Raw genomic sequence first — 15,932 nt, forward strand, 5'->3', positions numbered from 1 at the left:
TGTTAAGCGTGATGAAAAAACAACGTCAGAGGAAGTCCTCATGTTTTGTTATAGAAATCTTAATTTCAATTATAGAAAGCCCCTGGTTTTGATATTTGCAAGTGCTTTGGTTTCTGCGTGCGGAGGTGATGGTGGCAGTTCGTCAGGAGGTACGTCCAGTTCCGGTTCGTCCAGCGGTGAGGTGACTGTGTCCATTACAGATGCGCCGGTGGAGGACGTCACTCAGGTGTTTGTTACCTTTGATGCCATCACATTTAAACGTGCAGATGAAGAGGAAGGTGAGGCCGAGACAATTACCCTGGATGCGCCCATACAGGTCGAGTTAACCGCCTTGACGGGAGAAAATGTGGAGCCATTGTTAGAGGATCAATCGTTGGAGGCTGGTGAGTACGACTGGCTCAGGCTGCGTGTGATTGAAGGTGGTACTGATACTTATGCGGTGTTGGATGACAGCTCTCAAGTACCGTTGACCATTCCCAGTAACGCTCAAACCGGTTTGAAAGTGGTTCGTGGTTTTACGGTGCCTCAATCCGGAAATCTGTCGGTGACTCTGGATTTTGATTTGCGTAAATCTTTGGTGCGCAGAGGAAACAATAACGATCTTAGGTTAAAGCCGGTATTAAGAATGGTGCAAGACGATCAGGTCGGCGTGGTCTCCGGGACAGTGAATTCAACCTCGTTGAGTGGATGGTGTGCGGATGTGCAAACGTTTGCCGGGTTTGTTTATCTGTTTGAAGGCGCGGATCAAACCCCGGATGACTTAGGCAGTAATGATGAGCCCTTGGTAACGGCACCTGTTGAGTTTGATGACGACGATGCAGCCTATGAGTTCAGTATTGCGTTTCTGGAAGGTGGGGATTATACCCTGGCGTTTCACTGTCAGGATGGGGTGGACGACCCTGAAGACGATGATGATCTGACGTTTGATGACATCCAAAATGTAACGGTTACGGAGGGAGAGACTACACAGGCAGCCATTCCGGCTTCTTAGTTGCTGTTCATTGCTGAACAGTCACTGTTTGCTTCTTTCGTGTCAGAAAACCAGCAAGATCGTGCAATCTTGCTGTGTTCTTTTCTTTTAAGCTGCGTTCATATTCTCGTTATTCAAAAGACATGAGGTCAATATGAATGCATTTTTGTACGCTGCCACAGTATTAATTTGGGGAAGTACCTGGCTGGCCATTTATTTTCAGTTGGGTGAAGTGCCGGTGAACGTTTCGGTATTTTATCGTTTTGCTTTGGCGGCCATTTTGCTGTTGCCTTGGTTGTGGTTGACCGGAAAATTGCAGAAAGCCGATGCGTCGGATCATCGCTTTATGATCTTACAGGGCGCCTGTTTGTTCTCATTTAATTTCATTTGTTTTTATACCGCGACACAGTACGTTACCAGTGGGCTGGTGGCGGTGGTGTTCTCCTTGGCTACCTTGTTTAATGCGGTCAACAACCGTTTTTTCTGGAAAGAATCGATACCTGCCAAAGTGGTGTTTGCCGGTGTAGTAGGTACTTCTGGCCTGGTGTTACTGTTTTTGCCTGAGCTGCAGAACAGCGGACAAAACGGGGTATCGCTGGATACCCTGAAAGGTTTGGCGCTGGCTTGTTTGGGCACGTATTTCTTCTCTTTGGGGAATATGGTGTCTAAGCGGAACAGTCTGAAAGGTTTGTCGCCCATTACCACCAACGCCTATGGGATGACATACGGAACCGTGATTCTTGCGTTGATTTTGTTGGCGACTCAGCAACCGCTTGTACTGGATACCCGGCCTGAGTATTTAGGCGCGTTATTTTATTTGAGTGTGTTTGGCTCGATTGTGGGTTTTACCACGTACTTAACATTGGTGGCGAGGCTAGGGGCGAATAAAGCTGCTTATGCAACGGTGATGTTTCCTGTGGTGGCGCTGTTATTGTCGAGTTGGTTTGAGGGTTATCAATGGCAAGTGACCAGCTTTGTTGGCTTGGGCCTGACGATGCTTGGAAATGTGATCATGAACTCGGAAGGGATTGCCCGCTACTTTTCTAAAAAGCAGGTTGCAGCCTAGCATCTTGCTAGGTTCTTGATATCTTTGGCTGGTGGCGCTTGAAGGGGGGCGCTCAGATGATTATGGTAGTGGCTTCATCCTTTTATTGAAAGAGATCACGCTTAAGCATCATGGTTGAATCAACGTCTCCCTCTCCAAAGAACCTGTTTATGTCTTTTGCTCTTTGCCTTTTGGCTGGGGCAATTACGTATTTTGCTTATGCACTGATTCAGGTGGTGAATCAGATTCCCGGTATTTTGGGTCAGGTTGAATCGATCAATAAGGGTATTGAAGGCACTGAAGCGGCGATTAAACCGCTGATCGCTCAGGTACCGAACATCCTTCAAACCGTTGAGCGGGTCAATGATTCGGTGCCTGTGGTGGTGAGTGAGGTGGCGGCCGTCCGTAATACCTTGCCTCTGATTTTGTCGGAAGTGAAAGCTACACGGGAATCATTACCAGCGGTTTATCAACGGGTCGACCGCATGCAGGATCAGATCGATCAGCTGCAAGCAGCCTTACCGCAAGTGCTCAAGGTGTCAGGGGATGCGGTTACGGCGATTAATGAAACCAATCAAACGGTTAATAAGGCTCTGCCGTTGGTGCCTGAGGTGTTGAATCAGGTGGAGGAGACCCGCAAGGTGATCCCCGGTTATTTGGACAGAGTTGATGTGATTGTGGATAACTCCAAAGAGATTTCGGAGCAAATTGGTCAAGGCGCGATTACCGGTGTTTTAAAAGGGGTGATTACATCGCCGTTTGAACTGTTTAAAGGGGCTGAACGATTGGTTTCTTCCAGCTTCAAAAGCGCTGAGAAGATGACGGAAGAAGACATTAAGTTGATTGAGGATGCAGCCAAGCAGGTGTTGTTATCGGAGGAACCTAAGTCGAAGCGTTGGGTCAATGTGAACTCCGGCAGCGAAGGCCGGGTGACCTTTGATCGTTCATTCCAGCACGAAGGAAAAAGCTGTAAGTCTCTTGAGATGAGTTATAAGACCAATCAAGGCAAGCCGGAAATTGCTCATAAAGAGTTATGTAAGGATGAACATGGCCGATGGCAGATTAAACTGTGACGGTGTGATCAGATGTCTGCAATGACCAAGGTGATTTGTGATTCCCGGAAGCTCTTAGGCCAGTCGTCTCTTGCCTGTAATAAGTCGGCATGAATAACGTTATCCCCAAGGTTTGGGCGGGCTCCAATGTATGACCAGTATATCGGGCTGACTTCACTGCCTAAGTGCTCTTGGAAATTGGCAAAGATGGCGTGATCCGGTAACACAAAGTGATCGCGTTCTTTTATCGAAACCTGCAGTGAAGAAAAATTGCCCATAGCGATTTCATCGGATTCCATCGACGCTTCGATAATGGCACTCGGCAAGGTTAACGGGCTGGCCGAAATGGATTTCACTTCTTTGGCGGTGACTATATGGCCGCCGTATTTATAACACAGCGGATAAAGACTCATGACTGGCGAACTGGTACAAAATTCGTAGGGGATGATCAGTGCCGGGTCGTATTTCTCACCATTTTGGGTTTCTACCTGACAGGGAATAAGAGGGCATGGCAGTGACCAGTGGGTCACAGCTTTGGGGAGATCATAGGGTAAACTACCTAAAGTGCATTGCTCTTTGGATAAGGTTTTGATGTACGCAGCATCGTGTTGATTCTTTAAACGATAAGCGTCTAACGCCTTACGGTAGTCGGTTTCCTGTTCTTTTCTTTTTTGCTGAACGCTTTTTATTTTGGGCTCTTTATTCAAGGCCTGCTGACGCTGCTGATGCGTTTCGGAGTCAACAGAGTTGACGTCGTAAAAAGGGAATGTCTTTTTTTTCATGGTTTTGAATACTTTGTTCAGCCGACAAGGTTCTTTTTAGCTTAATTGGTTACAGCAATATTTCCAGAAAATCAGCGGCTTTTAGTCCGCTTAAGGTGAGACGCCTACCCTAAATGATAATGTTATTTGTAGTAGAAAGGGTAGCGTTATAAATTAATCACGTGAATGATTTATGAACAATGCTTCAAGACCTGGTTCTTTGGTTCGGACACCGGGTTGATAAAGATAGCAGCTGATTCTGGCGTAATTATCAAGGTCGCTCCGAATCAAACAGGTGGTTTCAAAAGATTGGTTGTTTTCATTGAAGCGCATTCTTAACACATGAGATTCACCGTGGAGTGCGGACTCTATGGCTGCAGTGCCCAGGATTTCCTGTTCATTGATGATACGCTTAATTTTGAGCTGTTGGTCTTGTTCATAAATTTCGAGCTGGCCTGCGTAGGTGCGGCTGGAGTCGGGGGCTTTACCAATTAAGTGGTACTGGCCCAACACAAACTGGGATAAATGCTCTGATATTTCGTCTTTGCTGTGAGCTTTCTGGAAGATAAACAAGCTGATTATCAGGCAGAGACATTGCTTCATGTGGATTCCTCGTTGTGGTCAGTTAGAAGGACAAGTTTATCCACAGCTCTAATGAGCGAGCTGATGGAGCTTGTCGGTTTAATTGATTTTCCTGACTTCAAACTCAATTGCATCGCTTAACCCGCGATCGTCCACGGCCGTTAATTGGTAGTAACCGGGTTTGGCTTTCCAGAAAAAAGGCTTATTTTTATGTGACTGGCCTAAATAACTCTGGTTCAGGAACCAGTAGGTGTGTTCCACGTCCGCATCCACAGTGGCTTGCAGAGGCACTTCATCTTTGCCGTTGGCAATTTGATAGATAAGGCGGTTAAGCGGGCTTTGTATGACCGGCTTGGTGCCTCCGGTCGCCAGGTCGGCCAAGTCGCACTGCTGTTCAAAAGGCGGCGGTTGTTTGCGTTGAATGCCTGCCATTTGAAACAACCTCAGGACGTCTGATGGCCAGAACTCAAAGATTTTCATATGGGTTCGTTCGGGCTGTGGATAACATGCACGTTTGCCTGTGGCTGTGACGATGGGAATCTCGCGGTACACGTCCGAGACGGTGATGGGAGAAACCCCAGGAATAAACCAGCCCTTTTCGGTTCTTGGGCAGAAGCGACCGGGTAAGGCGCCGGTTGAACTGCATATATCAACTTGTTTGACGTTCTCTGGCGGTGGCTTTCGGTTCGGTTCTGAGGCGTGAGTATTGTTTGCGGCACTGGCTTGCAGGTCTCTGAGGATGTTGAAAAACAGCGGCCCGGCGGCGGAGCGACCAATCAGGTTCGGGTTGCTGTCGCTGTTGAAATGGCCCAGCCAGACAATCAACACGTATTGATCATCAAAGCCCGCCGCCCAGGCATCGCGAAAAGCAAATGAGGTTCCGGTTTTCCAGGCTATGGGTTTTTGCTGATGGCTGACTTCAATGATTTGATCCAGACCGGTTTCGTCGGTGGCTGGGTTTTGTTGCAGCATTTTTTCGGTCAGCCAGGCACTTTCGGGCTGCATTAATTGTTTCTCTGGTGCCATCCGAAGGGTGGCTTTTTGACGTGCATTTAACACAACCAGTTGCGTGGGTTGCCATTCCCCCTGATTGGCCAAAACAGCATAAAGCTGAGCCATTTCCAGCATAGTCACTTCCATACCGCCAAGCGCCAGGGACAGGCCATAATGGTGCTTGGGTTTCATTTCGGTAATGTTGGCTTGTTTCAGAAAATCATACAAACCGGGGTTTTTAAGTTTGGCCGTAAGTCGAACGGCCGGTACGTTACGGCTGGAAATCAGCGCGTCGGTGGCGGAAATAGGGCCAGCGTAAGCCAGATCGTAATTTTCAGGGGTGTATGCTGCGTACCGGCTGGGGGTGTCTTTCAACAAACTTTTCGGGTGGATGATGCCTTGTTCCAAAGCGAGGCCGTAGACGAAAGGCTTGAGGGTTGAACCCGGAGATCGTTTGGCGGTGACGATGTCCACTTGCCCTTCAATGGCATTATTAAAGAAGTTGGCAGAACCGAGCCAGGCTTCCACTTCCATGCTGCGGTGGTTAAGTAAGATGGCTCCGGCATTATTTAATTTGAGTTTGGCTTGTTGCTGTAACCAAAGCCGTGTCCAGCGTTCTACTTTGGTTTGATGTTTTAAGCTGAGGCTGGTGATGACTTCGTTGTTTAAGTCCCGCCGTGTTTTGCGCAAATGCTCAATGAAGTGCGGGGCATGAAACGGCAAATCCCGGGTGGTATGAATTTGCAACGGCATGCTCATCCAAAGTTTCAGTGACTCCGGGTTTGTTTCGGCTTCATCGGAGGTTGCTTGCCAACGGCCGAAGAGCCGCGCTCTGGCTTCTGTCATGGCTTGGTAACCAGAGGCGGTGACCGGGTTACGTTTGGACGGGTTTTGCGGAATCACCGCCAGCGCCATGGCTTCCGCCGGGTTCAGTTGCGATGGTTTTTTTTGAAAATATATCAAACTGGCGGCATATACGCCTTCGATGTTGCCGCCGTAAGGCACCCGGTTTAAATAGGCTTCCAGAATTTGTTGTTTGGTGTAATGCCGCTCAATCCATAAGGCTCCGGCCATTTGCAGGAATTTACCGGGCAGAGTGGAAGAGTCGATGCCAAACGCAATTCTGGCCAGCTGCATACTGATGGTGGAAGCGCCAATCTGACGTTCTTTCAGTACGTAAGTGCTCCAGAACGCACGCCATAAGGCAGGTACATGAACCCCGGGGTGTTCGAAGAAGTATTGATCTTCGTACAGTAAGGTGGCTTTGGTCAGGTGGGGTGATATTTGGGTCAGCGGGCTTTTTAGCCGATATTTGTCATCGTCAGCCAGGGTCAGCCTCAGCAAGTTGCCTTGGCGGTCAAAATAGGCGGTCGACCAGGTTTGCCATGAAAAGAGAGTGGGTTTGGGGGACAACCACAAAGCCAAAAGGCTTATCAGAAATAGGCCGCTTAAACCGAACATCAAGGACTTGATGATCGGTTTAAAGGCAGATTTGGTGTTTGCAGTGGCTCCCATTGTGCTCTTAATCAGTCGTCAATCAGTCGTCGGCGTTAACCGTAATTGTACCCGCCGCTGAATGCCCGAAAATTGCCGGGTCATACATGGACTCACCGTACACCGCAGGCACCGTGAACTGGCCTGCAGAAGTGGCTTTCACTCGGTAATTCAATTCGGTCACGCCTTTGTCAAATTGACCGTAGAACACCACTCGGTCTTCGCGAACGTCTACGTAGTCAGACTGCCAGTAACCGCTTTCTCTTGGTACTGAGCTGCGTACGATTTCAAACCCTCCGGGCAGCAAATCAATGATGGCTGTGTTGGTCACTGTATCGCCGCTGGTCGCCCGGATACGAAGGCGAACATTCACTTCCTGACCTTGAGCGATTTCAGCAATCACGTTGCCTTCGTCATCGAGGTATTCTTTGAAGACTTCAAGGCCTTGGTAATTGGCTTCTGACGGCAGTTTAGAGTCAAACCCGCTCTGAATGGTTTGATAGAAAACAGGGTGTGAAGCTGCAATTTCAAGTGCGCTGCTGGATAACGACAGATCCACTTCCGGGAAATCGGCGTTGGTGTTCAGTGCCAGTTTCTTGTGCTCCGCCAAGGCTTTGCTTATGTCGGTAAACTCGACACTGTCCTGACCAAACTGGTTGCGGTTCTGTTGACTGTATGCACTCAGCGCCATGGTGGTGTAAGACGAGCTGATGGTATTGATCCGGCCATTTATCGGTGCTTTTAACAAGCTCATGATGGTGCTGTGCACATCCAACGCTTTTTGCTGTTCCGGGAAGTGGCTGGAAATCAGGTAAACGTACTGGGCGTCCATCGTCAGTTCCGACTGGAAATCGGTACGTTCATGGGCAGGCTTGCCAAGTTGATAATGGCTGACTAATTCTTCCGCCACATCTTGTTTCTTCAGCAGTTGGTAACTGGCTGCCAGATAGACGGCGGTGATGTCTTGCTGCCAGTTGCTGTTACCAGCCTGAAGCGTTTCGTGAATATCGACCAGGTAACTGGTAGCAACAATTTGGTTGCGTGTTAACAGGTAGATGGCGATCGCTCTTAGTCTTGCTGCGCGCAAATTATTGGTTTGGGTTCTGGCGATGTCTCGTACTTTTTCCAAAGCACGATCAAGCAGTTCTTTCGGCACCGAGTAACCGTAGAGTTTTGCTTCCGTTAATAAGTGCGCGGCATACAAGGTCGGGAAGGCGTAGCTGCGACCGTTTTGCCAATATCCAAAGCCGCCGTCGGAGGTTTGGCGAGAGCGAAGCTTATCAAACAGAGCATTCAGTTTCTCTCGGGTTTCAGTTTGCTGTTCAGGTCGCTCCTGGGACAGGGTGACCCAAGGGAACACTTTACTGACCACTTGCTCGGTACAACCATGGATGTAGTTGTTCAGATATTCTGTAAGGCCTTGTGTCAGAACCATAGGGCTGGCTGACGCTGTTGCGGTTTTGTCACTGAACGCCGAATACAAGGTAGGGTTCAGGTTCAGTTCTACCTTGTCTTCGCTGTAACCGGTTTTCACTCGGGTGGCGTAGGATGACGCCGGACGCAGGCTCAGGGTGGCAGAACGTTCTGAAATCTCGTTTTTGTGCTGAGCGATGAAGGTAACTTTCGCTTCGCCAAGCACAGATCCTTGCTGATCCGACTTTGCAATCAATTTGAAGCGGGCTTTTTTCTCGCTGCCTTCGCCGATGATCAATTGTGTTTTGCTATCACCAACGACGGACAGGTTGTCAGAAACCTTGACTGAAACTTTGATGTCGGCGTTGTCGCCAGAACCTTCGATGCCATTGGCCACGCCAACCACCACATCAAACGCATCGTTTGGCGCAGCAACGGTTAACACATTAGGCGATAACACAAACGGACCACGAACGATGCTGTCTTTGCTGGTGGCGCCCATAGCGCTGTCACTGACGGCAACGGCCATGACTTTCAAATTGCCACTGAAGGTATCCGGCACGTTGAAGGTCAAAGTGCGTTCTGTGGCGTCGGCATGGACAATGCCAGACCAGTAGACCGCAGGTTTATCAACGGTTCGGCTGAACGGATTCAGGTTGGCACCCAGCAGTTTCATGCTTTCAGCGCCGCCACCGATACCGGCTTGTTCCATCAGAATGCGGTATTCCGGCAGAATTAAGTCCAGAATCTGGTACGTGTTGACCTGCAAAGCAAGCTTAGTCAGGAAGTGATCGAGCGGTTTCGGTTGCTGGTATTTCGCCACCTGAAGAATGCCTTCGTCCACGGCAAACACTACGATTCGGGAAGGTTTATCGGTTTTGTATCCGATTTTCATTGGCGAGCCTGGCCGTACCAGAGGTTCGGTATTTAAGGTGATGTCGACTTCACGGGCACTTCGGTCAATGTTGAACGGTTTCACCGCATAACTTAACGGGCTGGTGAATACTTCCTTGGAGTCTGGCGAGCGAACAAATGTGACGTTAACGTAGGCGTTGCCTTCTAAGCCAGCAGGTACTTTGATGGTTTCAACGGTGCTGTTGGTGCTGGTTTTGAACCACTTGTGGTTATGCACTTTATCGCTTTCGATGGTGATCAAACCGGAGCCTGAGTAAGGCGCGATGATGTTCATTTCAATGGTATCACCGGCTTTGTAGTCTCTGCGATCGAGTTTCAGCGTCAGTTCAGCGTTCTTTTCCAATTGACCGGCCATATTGCCGGCGGCAACTACGTGGTAGTCGACTTTGGTCAGCAGCTCGCCTTGTTCGCTGTACATTTGCAGTTGATATTGACCGGCTTTTTCGGTGTAGAGGTGCATATCCAGGCCTTTAGCCGTCAGCGCCATCCGTGTTTCGTCTTGTAATCTGTCTTTGATCACCGATTGATACGAATAGGTGCCGTCGTTGGCCATCACCAAGGTTGAAATGGGTTGTTTGAAAATGCGCTTCAGAGTGACTTCGCCCAGGTTTACTTTTTCAAGTTGGTGATTGATGCCAATGAAAGAAAGCTGACGCGCCTGGTCTTTTTTCAGGTAGTTCAGTTCGCCGTCGGTTTTATACCCGACCAATTTATTCAATGGCGATACCAGTGCACTGCTGGATGCAATCACGCTGCGGCCACCGCCCGCTTCAAAACCTTCGGCTTTAAAGTTCAAGCGGTAGGTGCCTTTGTCGTACTGGGAGATGTCCATGCTGAATTGGGCCAAACCGTCGGCGTCGGTTGTTTGGCTTTCCAGCGTTTCGGTGACGCTGCGCAGCTGAGCACGATCATCCCGCAATGGGTCGATGAAGTTATAAGCACGGAACTCAGGGAAGCCAAAAGAGATCGGCGTTAGTTCTAGCGTGCCGTGAACTTTACGATCTTGTGCCGGCGTACCAAATAAGTTTTTAAGCGTGACTTTGCCTACGAGCGCCGGTTGATTTAACCAACCTTTCGATTGTTTCGGTGTGATCTCGGTGGCGATTTTTAACGTATCAGGCTGGAACTCTTCTACTTTGAAGTTAACTCCGCCTAAGCGGTAATCACGATAACCGCGCTTGGTCAGCAGGTACACGCTGGCAAAGTAATTACCGGTGTTGCTGGTGGCTTCGGTTTTTAGCTCGATATCAAAGAAACCTTCTTTATTGAGTTTCAGTTTCTTTTTAAGAACTCGTTTGTTGCGTGAGTCTTTGATTTCAAATTCAAGCGGAATGCCTTCACTGTTTTTAAAGTTGCGGTTTTTAACGATACTGGCCAGTTTAACGGTTTCGCCTGGGCGATAAATTCCCCGGTCGGAGAAGACAAAGGCAGTTAAACGGCTGTTATTGTTTCCGGTATTTCGACTGCCGGAAATATCAAAACGCGAGTAGTTGATTCGGCGGTAACCGTTATCGAATGGCAGGAAGGAAACATCTTTGCCTTGGCTGACCACGTAAACGGTCGGCGCTTTTTCTCTGGACAGCTTGGACAGGTCGTGAATTTCGACCATGCCGGAATCATTGGTGTGGCCACTGAATACCGGCAACCCGTTTTTGCCCAGCACTTCCACCTTGGCGTTGCTCACTGGCAAGCCTTTGCTGAGAGACTGGACGAATACGTTTTGGCGGTTGTAATCGTTGGTTTTTTTCACGATGACGCCAAGATCGGTCACTATGATCAATCGTTGGTCTTCGGTGCCGTATTCGCGGTAATTGTGCTTTGGATTCCAGCCTTCCACTTTGACGAAGAACACGCCCATGCCTTGCTTTTTCAGGTAAGGGGTCAAAGGTAATGAGGCGTAGTTTAATTCCTTCGGGTGACTTGGGCTTAAACGAATGACTTGGTCGTAGTTAGAAACAATGTTGTTTTGATCGAATAAGTAGTTATTGAAATAAGGGCTGGAAATATCGCCACCGGTTTGGCTGATCAGGTGGTTTAATTGATGATCCACCAGTTTGCCTAAGGAGACTTTGATGGCTTTATGACCGCGTGCCATGAAGCTCAAGGTTTGATCGCCATTGAGTGACATCAACGAACCTTCGCCCATGATTTTGGTTTCTCGCGGGTAGTCGGGTGCCCGGAATACTTTTTGATAGTTTTTGGTGAGTTTGTAATCGCTGGTGGATAACAACCCTGAGTTCACTTTGATGTAAACCGAGCGGTTTTCGGGGACGTCCAGTTTTACGTTATAGAACTTAGAGAAGTCCCGTTCGTTTTCAAGCAGGGTCAAAGGGAGTTTGGTGTTGCTCAGGTTGGCCCGTTCGGCGCGTGAAATGTTCCAGCTTTTTTTGCTCTTTGGCAGAAGGTGGATTTCAAGTTTTTTGTTAATTTCGTCCACAGAAATGCTGTCGGTGAATTGCAGCGTTAAAATTTGCTCTGGCTTGTTTTCTTCATTACGTAAAATTCTGAAATTCGCTTGACTGACTTTCAGGAAAGTTGACGCATCCGGGAGCAGGATTTTTTTATTAATTTCGGATTTAAACTTGGCACCGTTGGCCGCAGCTTTGACTTCTTTGCCTAACACCAGGTGTGCGTATTTTTCTGATTCGGGCAACTGAATCGGAGCACTTTTAATGTAAGCTTCGCGGTCGTTTAAGCCGTAGTTGATTTCGAACGTCTGACGCTCAATGCTGGCTGTCGCGTTTTTGGTGTTTTTAATTTGAAGCTCAAGGTGTTCCTTCAGTGATTCTTTATCCACGGGGTGGCTGAAAGACAGGGTAGCCACCAAGCGTTGTTCGCTCTTTTTGGTCGGATCTTTGTAGAGGCGGAAATTTTCAGCGCGGACAAAAAACTCAGCGGTGGTGAATTCGTATTCAAGCTCACTCATCAGTACGGATTCTGCGAACATGGATTGATCAAACGTGACTTTGTAGGTTTGAGCGGCCGGCCAGTCTTGTTTCGGGACGAATCGGATGTGCTTGTCGCCCAACCACTGCCATTTACCGGCTTTGTTCGGGAACAAACGAATGCCTTTGGTGATTTCTTTATCAACGTCTTCAATGCGTGCGACGGATAACTGGCCATCAGGAATGACGGAGTTTTTTGAATAATCGTATTTAAAGTAAATATCCAGCGGTTGCGGGTGCACCACTTCGGTATTCGCCGACACGTCTGGCGCAGTTATCTGGGCCAGTACCTGGGCGGGCTCAGGTATCGACTGGTACCACTGATAACCGGTGTAACCGCCGCCGATCAGGATAACCAGCGTCACCAAACTCGACCAGAATTTGCCCGGAGATGCTCTGCGTTTGCCGTTAAGGGATTGCAACCAGCCGGGCGTTGACCAACTGAAACCGAGCAAACGGTTGAAGAGGAATTTAAACGGCCAAAGAATCGGAAATAACACGATTTTGACGATCATGGCGATAACGGACATCAACCCTGACGTAATAGCGAACATAGTGTCGCAGCTCCTTGCTGGTTATTAGTAGACATGTCGAATGGTACATTCTGGACGTACATGATAGTGGGTGAATTATAGCCGCTGAAACTTTGGAAGTAATGATTAAAAACAGCCGAAACTGAGTTCATGATTAAAAACTGGTAAACTGCATCACATTCTTTCGATTATTTACTGATGAGTTGACACCCTGATATGACACTTGATGACCTGTTAAATAAAACCTGTTTAATTGGACTAACTTATTTTAACGCTGCTGGTGACTTGCTAAAGCAGGTTCAGCTTTCGGGGTCAGTGATTTCTGTGCATGAAGAAAATGGAATTGCTGTCCGTTTGGATAATCAAACCGAAGAGGCTTCTAACATCATTGCTGTGGACAGCTCAGGTCAGGAAGACCCGGATTTATTTGTGTTGCCACCTTCACTCAGTGCCTGGTTTATTGCGCCAAAAGGGCATTATCGAAATTCTGAAAATAACGTTGATGTTAAGAACCCGGATTATTTCGTGACCTGGGATATTCAACAAAAACAAGACGATTCAAACGAAGGTGAGCACGAGTGGTGGTCTTGGGAACCAAGAACCATTCCGCCACAAGTGAATTAATGAATCCGTAAGTGAATTAGCGAGTCCGTAGGCAATCGGTTTGAGCGTTTTCGGCCAGCGAAAACGAACCATGGGCGTTGGTTGAAACCGATGCCATCTGGTTTTCACTCCCGGATGCGTAAGACACTGAGATCAGGCTGAATGAGTTTTTAAGTGGCTCCATGATGTTATGGTGACGCTGAGCAGAACTGATGACATTAAACGCCACGAAAGGAAGTAAGAAAACAACAAGATGGCGGGACGCATCGGTTTTGGAATAATACGAATAAGCCAAAAAAGGCACTAAGGTAGGAATAACGATCAGTAACGAGATCAATTGAATGAGTCGCTCGCTCTGTATGGTAATTGCACACGTCGGTGTGGCTAAGTTCAGAGTTCCCATGGCCAGAAGTGATATGGCAGATAAGATAGCGAATAAAGTGATGTATTGACTTTTTATCATTCGGAACACGTGACTTCTTTTATCAGTTAAACAGATTATTTACATGGCACCTCGAAATCTACATGGTAGTGTTCGTCGTGCCTTACCCAAGATGGCTTCTTAGAAAACTGAATGTGTTTTTTAAGATAAGGGCCGTATTGAGTCTCAAAGAGTTTTGGTTGCAACTTGGGGTCGAATATTACTCGCCAGAGATCAAAGCCAAGTTGTTTTGCTTCTTTATGCAACGCAACCAAGTGCGCAGCCAAGGCTTCGTAATCAATGGAATAATTTTCAAACTGACCACGGTTGTTGAATTCAATATTGTATCCCCATTTGTTCAGGGGGTTTGTGGGCAAATGCACAGAATCGCCTAATTCATTGTGAATAGGCGTCATAAAGTCGGCTGAAAGGCCATTTTGATGCGTCTTATGGGGGCGAAACGGACCGCCTTCTTCAAAGCCGGTTTCCGCATATTTATAAACTTTACTGGGGTGTTCTGACTCAAGGCGACGATAAGCGTTCGTTATGATGGTGTGAACTTCCGAGTGGACATAAGTGCGTCCGAGCAATTGCCCTATACGACTGTAGCCTACAAAGTTATCGCCTTCATGAGGCAGCTGAACGCCGTTTTCTAAACGGCCGTTGGCGGTGGTGCCGTAACAAGTGCTTGTTTGGGCAAAGGCGCTTTCCTGCGTTAAAGCGAGCGTAAAGAAGAGCCCGGCCAATAACGCTCGGTAATTTAAGTCCTTGCCTTTGGCCGAACTGGGCTTAACTGCTTTGTTCTGTGGTTGTACCGGTTTCAGATCCATCGGTATTTGTTTGCGTTAACGCTTCGGCCGATGACTGCTCGGCTTCCATTTTGGCTCGCTCTGCTTTTGAGATGTAGCGGGGCTTTTTCTTCGAAGGGTTAAGCGTAAGGTCCTTTTTGATGTTGGCTTTTTTGGCTTTCTTTTTCAGCGTTTCTTTAACTTTTTTACGACGATTCATGATGTGTTACAACGAAAATGGAATGAATTCAGGAATTATACCTTGAGTTCATTCAATCGGCTAAAAATACTGAAAACATCATGGTGGGCTGGTAATTATTGCTGCACTCTGGAAAGCATCATGGCTTTTTCATCCCCGACAAATACGCCGATGTGGGCTGCAACGCACTGTGGCAGAGAACATAAAGCGTAACCCCCTTCCAGCATACTGACCATTTTTCCCTGGCAGTATTTGTAGGCCATATTCTGGACCCAGCGAGTGATCCAGGCGTAATCGCGTGTTTCCCAGTCAACCTGAGCCATGGCGTCCAGTCGGTGAGCATCGAAACCGGCAGAAATTAAAATAAGCTGAGGCTGATGAATTTCAAGTGCTGGCTCCCAGATATCGTGGACGGCCTTGCGAATGAAGCTGCCGTTGGTGTGTTCGTCGATGGGCAGGTTAACGATGTGCTCGGGCAAACCGTACCAATGGCTGTTCGGGTAATAAGGGTGTTGAAACGACGTGCAGACTAATGCTCTTGGGTCATCTTTGAGGCATTCAATGGTGCCGTTAGCTTGATGGACATCAAAATCAATGATGGCAACGCGCTCCAGGCCATAGTGGTCAAGGGCGTATTTGGCGGCGATAGCGATGTTGCTGAAAAAGCAAAAGCCCATGGCTTTTCGGGGTTCAGCGTGATGTCCTGGCGGGCGAGTGGCACAGAAGGCAACCCGGCTGTCACCGCCAATGACTTCATCCACGGCATTTAAACCGGCGCCGGCTGCGTACCATATGGAGTCCATCGAGCCAGGTCGTAGGGCAGTATCATGATCTACCATGATTAAACCGTGTTCCGGTTCGAGCCCTTCGAGTTGGTCGATGTAACCGGCCGGGTGAATGGCTTCTACCCATTTTCGGTCGGCCTTGGTGGCCTGTACTTTTTTCAGGTCATCGTAGAAGGGTTGTTTTTCCAGGTGGGCCATGATTTTGGTTAAACGCTCAGGACATTCCGGATGGTGATCGGTCATCGAATGCTTTAGGCAAGCAGGGTGGCTTATTAAGGTGACAGGCATAAAGCGATTCTTAATCCTGGTTTATTTTTGTGACGGCGCTGTGAATTTAATTAAACGCTAACACCAACCAATGCACAAAACATTGATCTGGCGCGTACTTTAACGGTGCTTTCAATTAAGAACCGAAATATACTGCTTTTCAATG

The 15,932-nt window shown here is 48.1% G+C and carries 12 protein-coding genes; 4 read left to right on the plus strand and 8 right to left on the minus strand.

The genetic code is table 11. The features are described from left to right. The first annotated feature begins 40 nt into the window (after window positions 1-40). The 3 genes from ABD744_RS20980 (at window position 41) to ABD744_RS20990 (ending at window position 3,088) form a co-directional block, all read left to right on the plus strand. Window positions 41-991 carry a DUF4382 domain-containing protein gene (locus ABD744_RS20980; RefSeq protein WP_344800559.1) on the plus strand — a complete coding sequence of 317 codons (951 nt, stop codon included), beginning with the start codon at window positions 41-43 and terminating at the stop codon, window positions 989-991. Window positions 992-1,124: 133 nt separating this feature from the next. Further along, window positions 1,125-2,036: a DMT family transporter gene (locus ABD744_RS20985; protein ID WP_344800560.1), complete on the plus strand. Its 912-nt coding sequence runs from the start codon at window positions 1,125-1,127 to the stop codon at window positions 2,034-2,036. A 149-nt stretch (window positions 2,037-2,185) separates the two neighbouring features. Then, window positions 2,186-3,088 carry an RT0821/Lpp0805 family surface protein gene (locus ABD744_RS20990; RefSeq protein WP_344800561.1) on the plus strand — a complete coding sequence of 301 codons (903 nt, stop codon included), beginning with the start codon at window positions 2,186-2,188 and terminating at the stop codon, window positions 3,086-3,088. An 8-nt stretch (window positions 3,089-3,096) separates the two neighbouring features. Here ABD744_RS20990 and ABD744_RS20995 read toward each other — a convergent pair whose 3' ends face one another. From ABD744_RS20995 to ABD744_RS21010, 4 genes are all read right to left on the minus strand, one after another. After that, window positions 3,097-3,849, minus strand: coding sequence for a hypothetical protein (locus tag ABD744_RS20995; RefSeq protein ID WP_344800562.1), 753 nt, complete (start codon window positions 3,847-3,849; stop codon window positions 3,097-3,099). A gap of 153 nt (window positions 3,850-4,002) precedes the next feature. After that, window positions 4,003-4,431, minus strand: coding sequence for a hypothetical protein (locus tag ABD744_RS21000; protein WP_344800563.1), 429 nt, complete (start codon window positions 4,429-4,431; stop codon window positions 4,003-4,005). 78 nt (window positions 4,432-4,509) lie between these two features. Continuing rightward, window positions 4,510-6,918, minus strand: a complete 2,409-nt coding sequence (gene pbpC, locus ABD744_RS21005) for a penicillin-binding protein 1C (protein WP_344800564.1) — start codon at window positions 6,916-6,918, stop codon at window positions 4,510-4,512. A 22-nt stretch (window positions 6,919-6,940) separates the two neighbouring features. Then, window positions 6,941-12,724, minus strand: a complete 5,784-nt coding sequence (locus tag ABD744_RS21010; RefSeq protein ID WP_344800565.1) for an alpha-2-macroglobulin family protein — start codon at window positions 12,722-12,724, stop codon at window positions 6,941-6,943. A gap of 195 nt (window positions 12,725-12,919) precedes the next feature. Here ABD744_RS21010 and ABD744_RS21015 point away from each other — a divergent pair, with 195 nt between their 5' ends. Next, the gene (locus ABD744_RS21015; protein WP_344800566.1) at window positions 12,920-13,327 is read left to right on the plus strand and encodes a hypothetical protein; all 408 of its coding nucleotides are present in this window, start codon (window positions 12,920-12,922) and stop codon (window positions 13,325-13,327) included. 16 nt (window positions 13,328-13,343) lie between these two features. Here ABD744_RS21015 and ABD744_RS21020 read toward each other — a convergent pair whose 3' ends face one another. The 4 genes from ABD744_RS21020 to ABD744_RS21035 form a co-directional block, all read right to left on the minus strand. After that, the gene (locus ABD744_RS21020) at window positions 13,344-13,769 is read right to left on the minus strand and encodes a hypothetical protein (protein ID WP_344800567.1); all 426 of its coding nucleotides are present in this window, start codon (window positions 13,767-13,769) and stop codon (window positions 13,344-13,346) included. 35 nt (window positions 13,770-13,804) lie between these two features. Next, on the minus strand, window positions 13,805-14,557 hold the full coding sequence (locus tag ABD744_RS21025; RefSeq protein ID WP_344800568.1) for a penicillin-insensitive murein endopeptidase: 753 nt from the start codon (window positions 14,555-14,557) through the stop codon (window positions 13,805-13,807). Next, the gene (locus ABD744_RS21030; protein ID WP_344800569.1) at window positions 14,517-14,735 is read right to left on the minus strand and encodes a DUF2986 domain-containing protein; all 219 of its coding nucleotides are present in this window, start codon (window positions 14,733-14,735) and stop codon (window positions 14,517-14,519) included. The genes ABD744_RS21025 and ABD744_RS21030 overlap by 41 nt, the downstream gene beginning before the upstream one ends. 95 nt (window positions 14,736-14,830) lie before the next feature. After that, a complete protein-coding gene (locus ABD744_RS21035) occupies window positions 14,831-15,787 on the minus strand; it encodes a histone deacetylase family protein (protein WP_344800570.1) in 957 nt (318 codons plus the stop codon). Window positions 15,788-15,932: the final 145 nt, after the last annotated feature.

Source organism: Litoribacillus peritrichatus, assembly GCF_039537985.1.
Lineage (GTDB): Bacteria > Pseudomonadota > Gammaproteobacteria > Pseudomonadales > Litoribrevibacteraceae > Litoribacillus > Litoribacillus peritrichatus.

What these genes read in the sequence shown, in the direction of transcription:
- ABD744_RS21030 (WP_344800569.1), bottom strand. Translation starts at nt 14,735, where the DNA reads ATGAATCGTCGTAAAAAAGTTAAAGAAACGCTGAAAAAGAAAGCCAAA.
- ABD744_RS21010 (WP_344800565.1), bottom strand. Translation starts at nt 12,724, where the DNA reads ATGTTCGCTATTACGTCAGGGTTGATGTCCGTTATCGCCATGATCGTC.
- ABD744_RS21035 (WP_344800570.1), bottom strand. Translation starts at nt 15,787, where the DNA reads ATGCCTGTCACCTTAATAAGCCACCCTGCTTGCCTAAAGCATTCGATG.
- ABD744_RS21015 (WP_344800566.1), top strand. Translation starts at nt 12,920, where the DNA reads ATGACACTTGATGACCTGTTAAATAAAACCTGTTTAATTGGACTAACT.
- ABD744_RS20990 (WP_344800561.1), top strand. Translation starts at nt 2,186, where the DNA reads ATGTCTTTTGCTCTTTGCCTTTTGGCTGGGGCAATTACGTATTTTGCT.
- ABD744_RS20995 (WP_344800562.1), bottom strand. Translation starts at nt 3,849, where the DNA reads ATGAAAAAAAAGACATTCCCTTTTTACGACGTCAACTCTGTTGACTCC.
- pbpC (WP_344800564.1), bottom strand. Translation starts at nt 6,918, where the DNA reads ATGGGAGCCACTGCAAACACCAAATCTGCCTTTAAACCGATCATCAAG.
- ABD744_RS21000 (WP_344800563.1), bottom strand. Translation starts at nt 4,431, where the DNA reads ATGAAGCAATGTCTCTGCCTGATAATCAGCTTGTTTATCTTCCAGAAA.
- ABD744_RS21020 (WP_344800567.1), bottom strand. Translation starts at nt 13,769, where the DNA reads ATGATAAAAAGTCAATACATCACTTTATTCGCTATCTTATCTGCCATA.
- ABD744_RS20985 (WP_344800560.1), top strand. Translation starts at nt 1,125, where the DNA reads ATGAATGCATTTTTGTACGCTGCCACAGTATTAATTTGGGGAAGTACC.
- ABD744_RS21025 (WP_344800568.1), bottom strand. Translation starts at nt 14,557, where the DNA reads ATGGATCTGAAACCGGTACAACCACAGAACAAAGCAGTTAAGCCCAGT.
- ABD744_RS20980 (WP_344800559.1), top strand. Translation starts at nt 41, where the DNA reads ATGTTTTGTTATAGAAATCTTAATTTCAATTATAGAAAGCCCCTGGTT.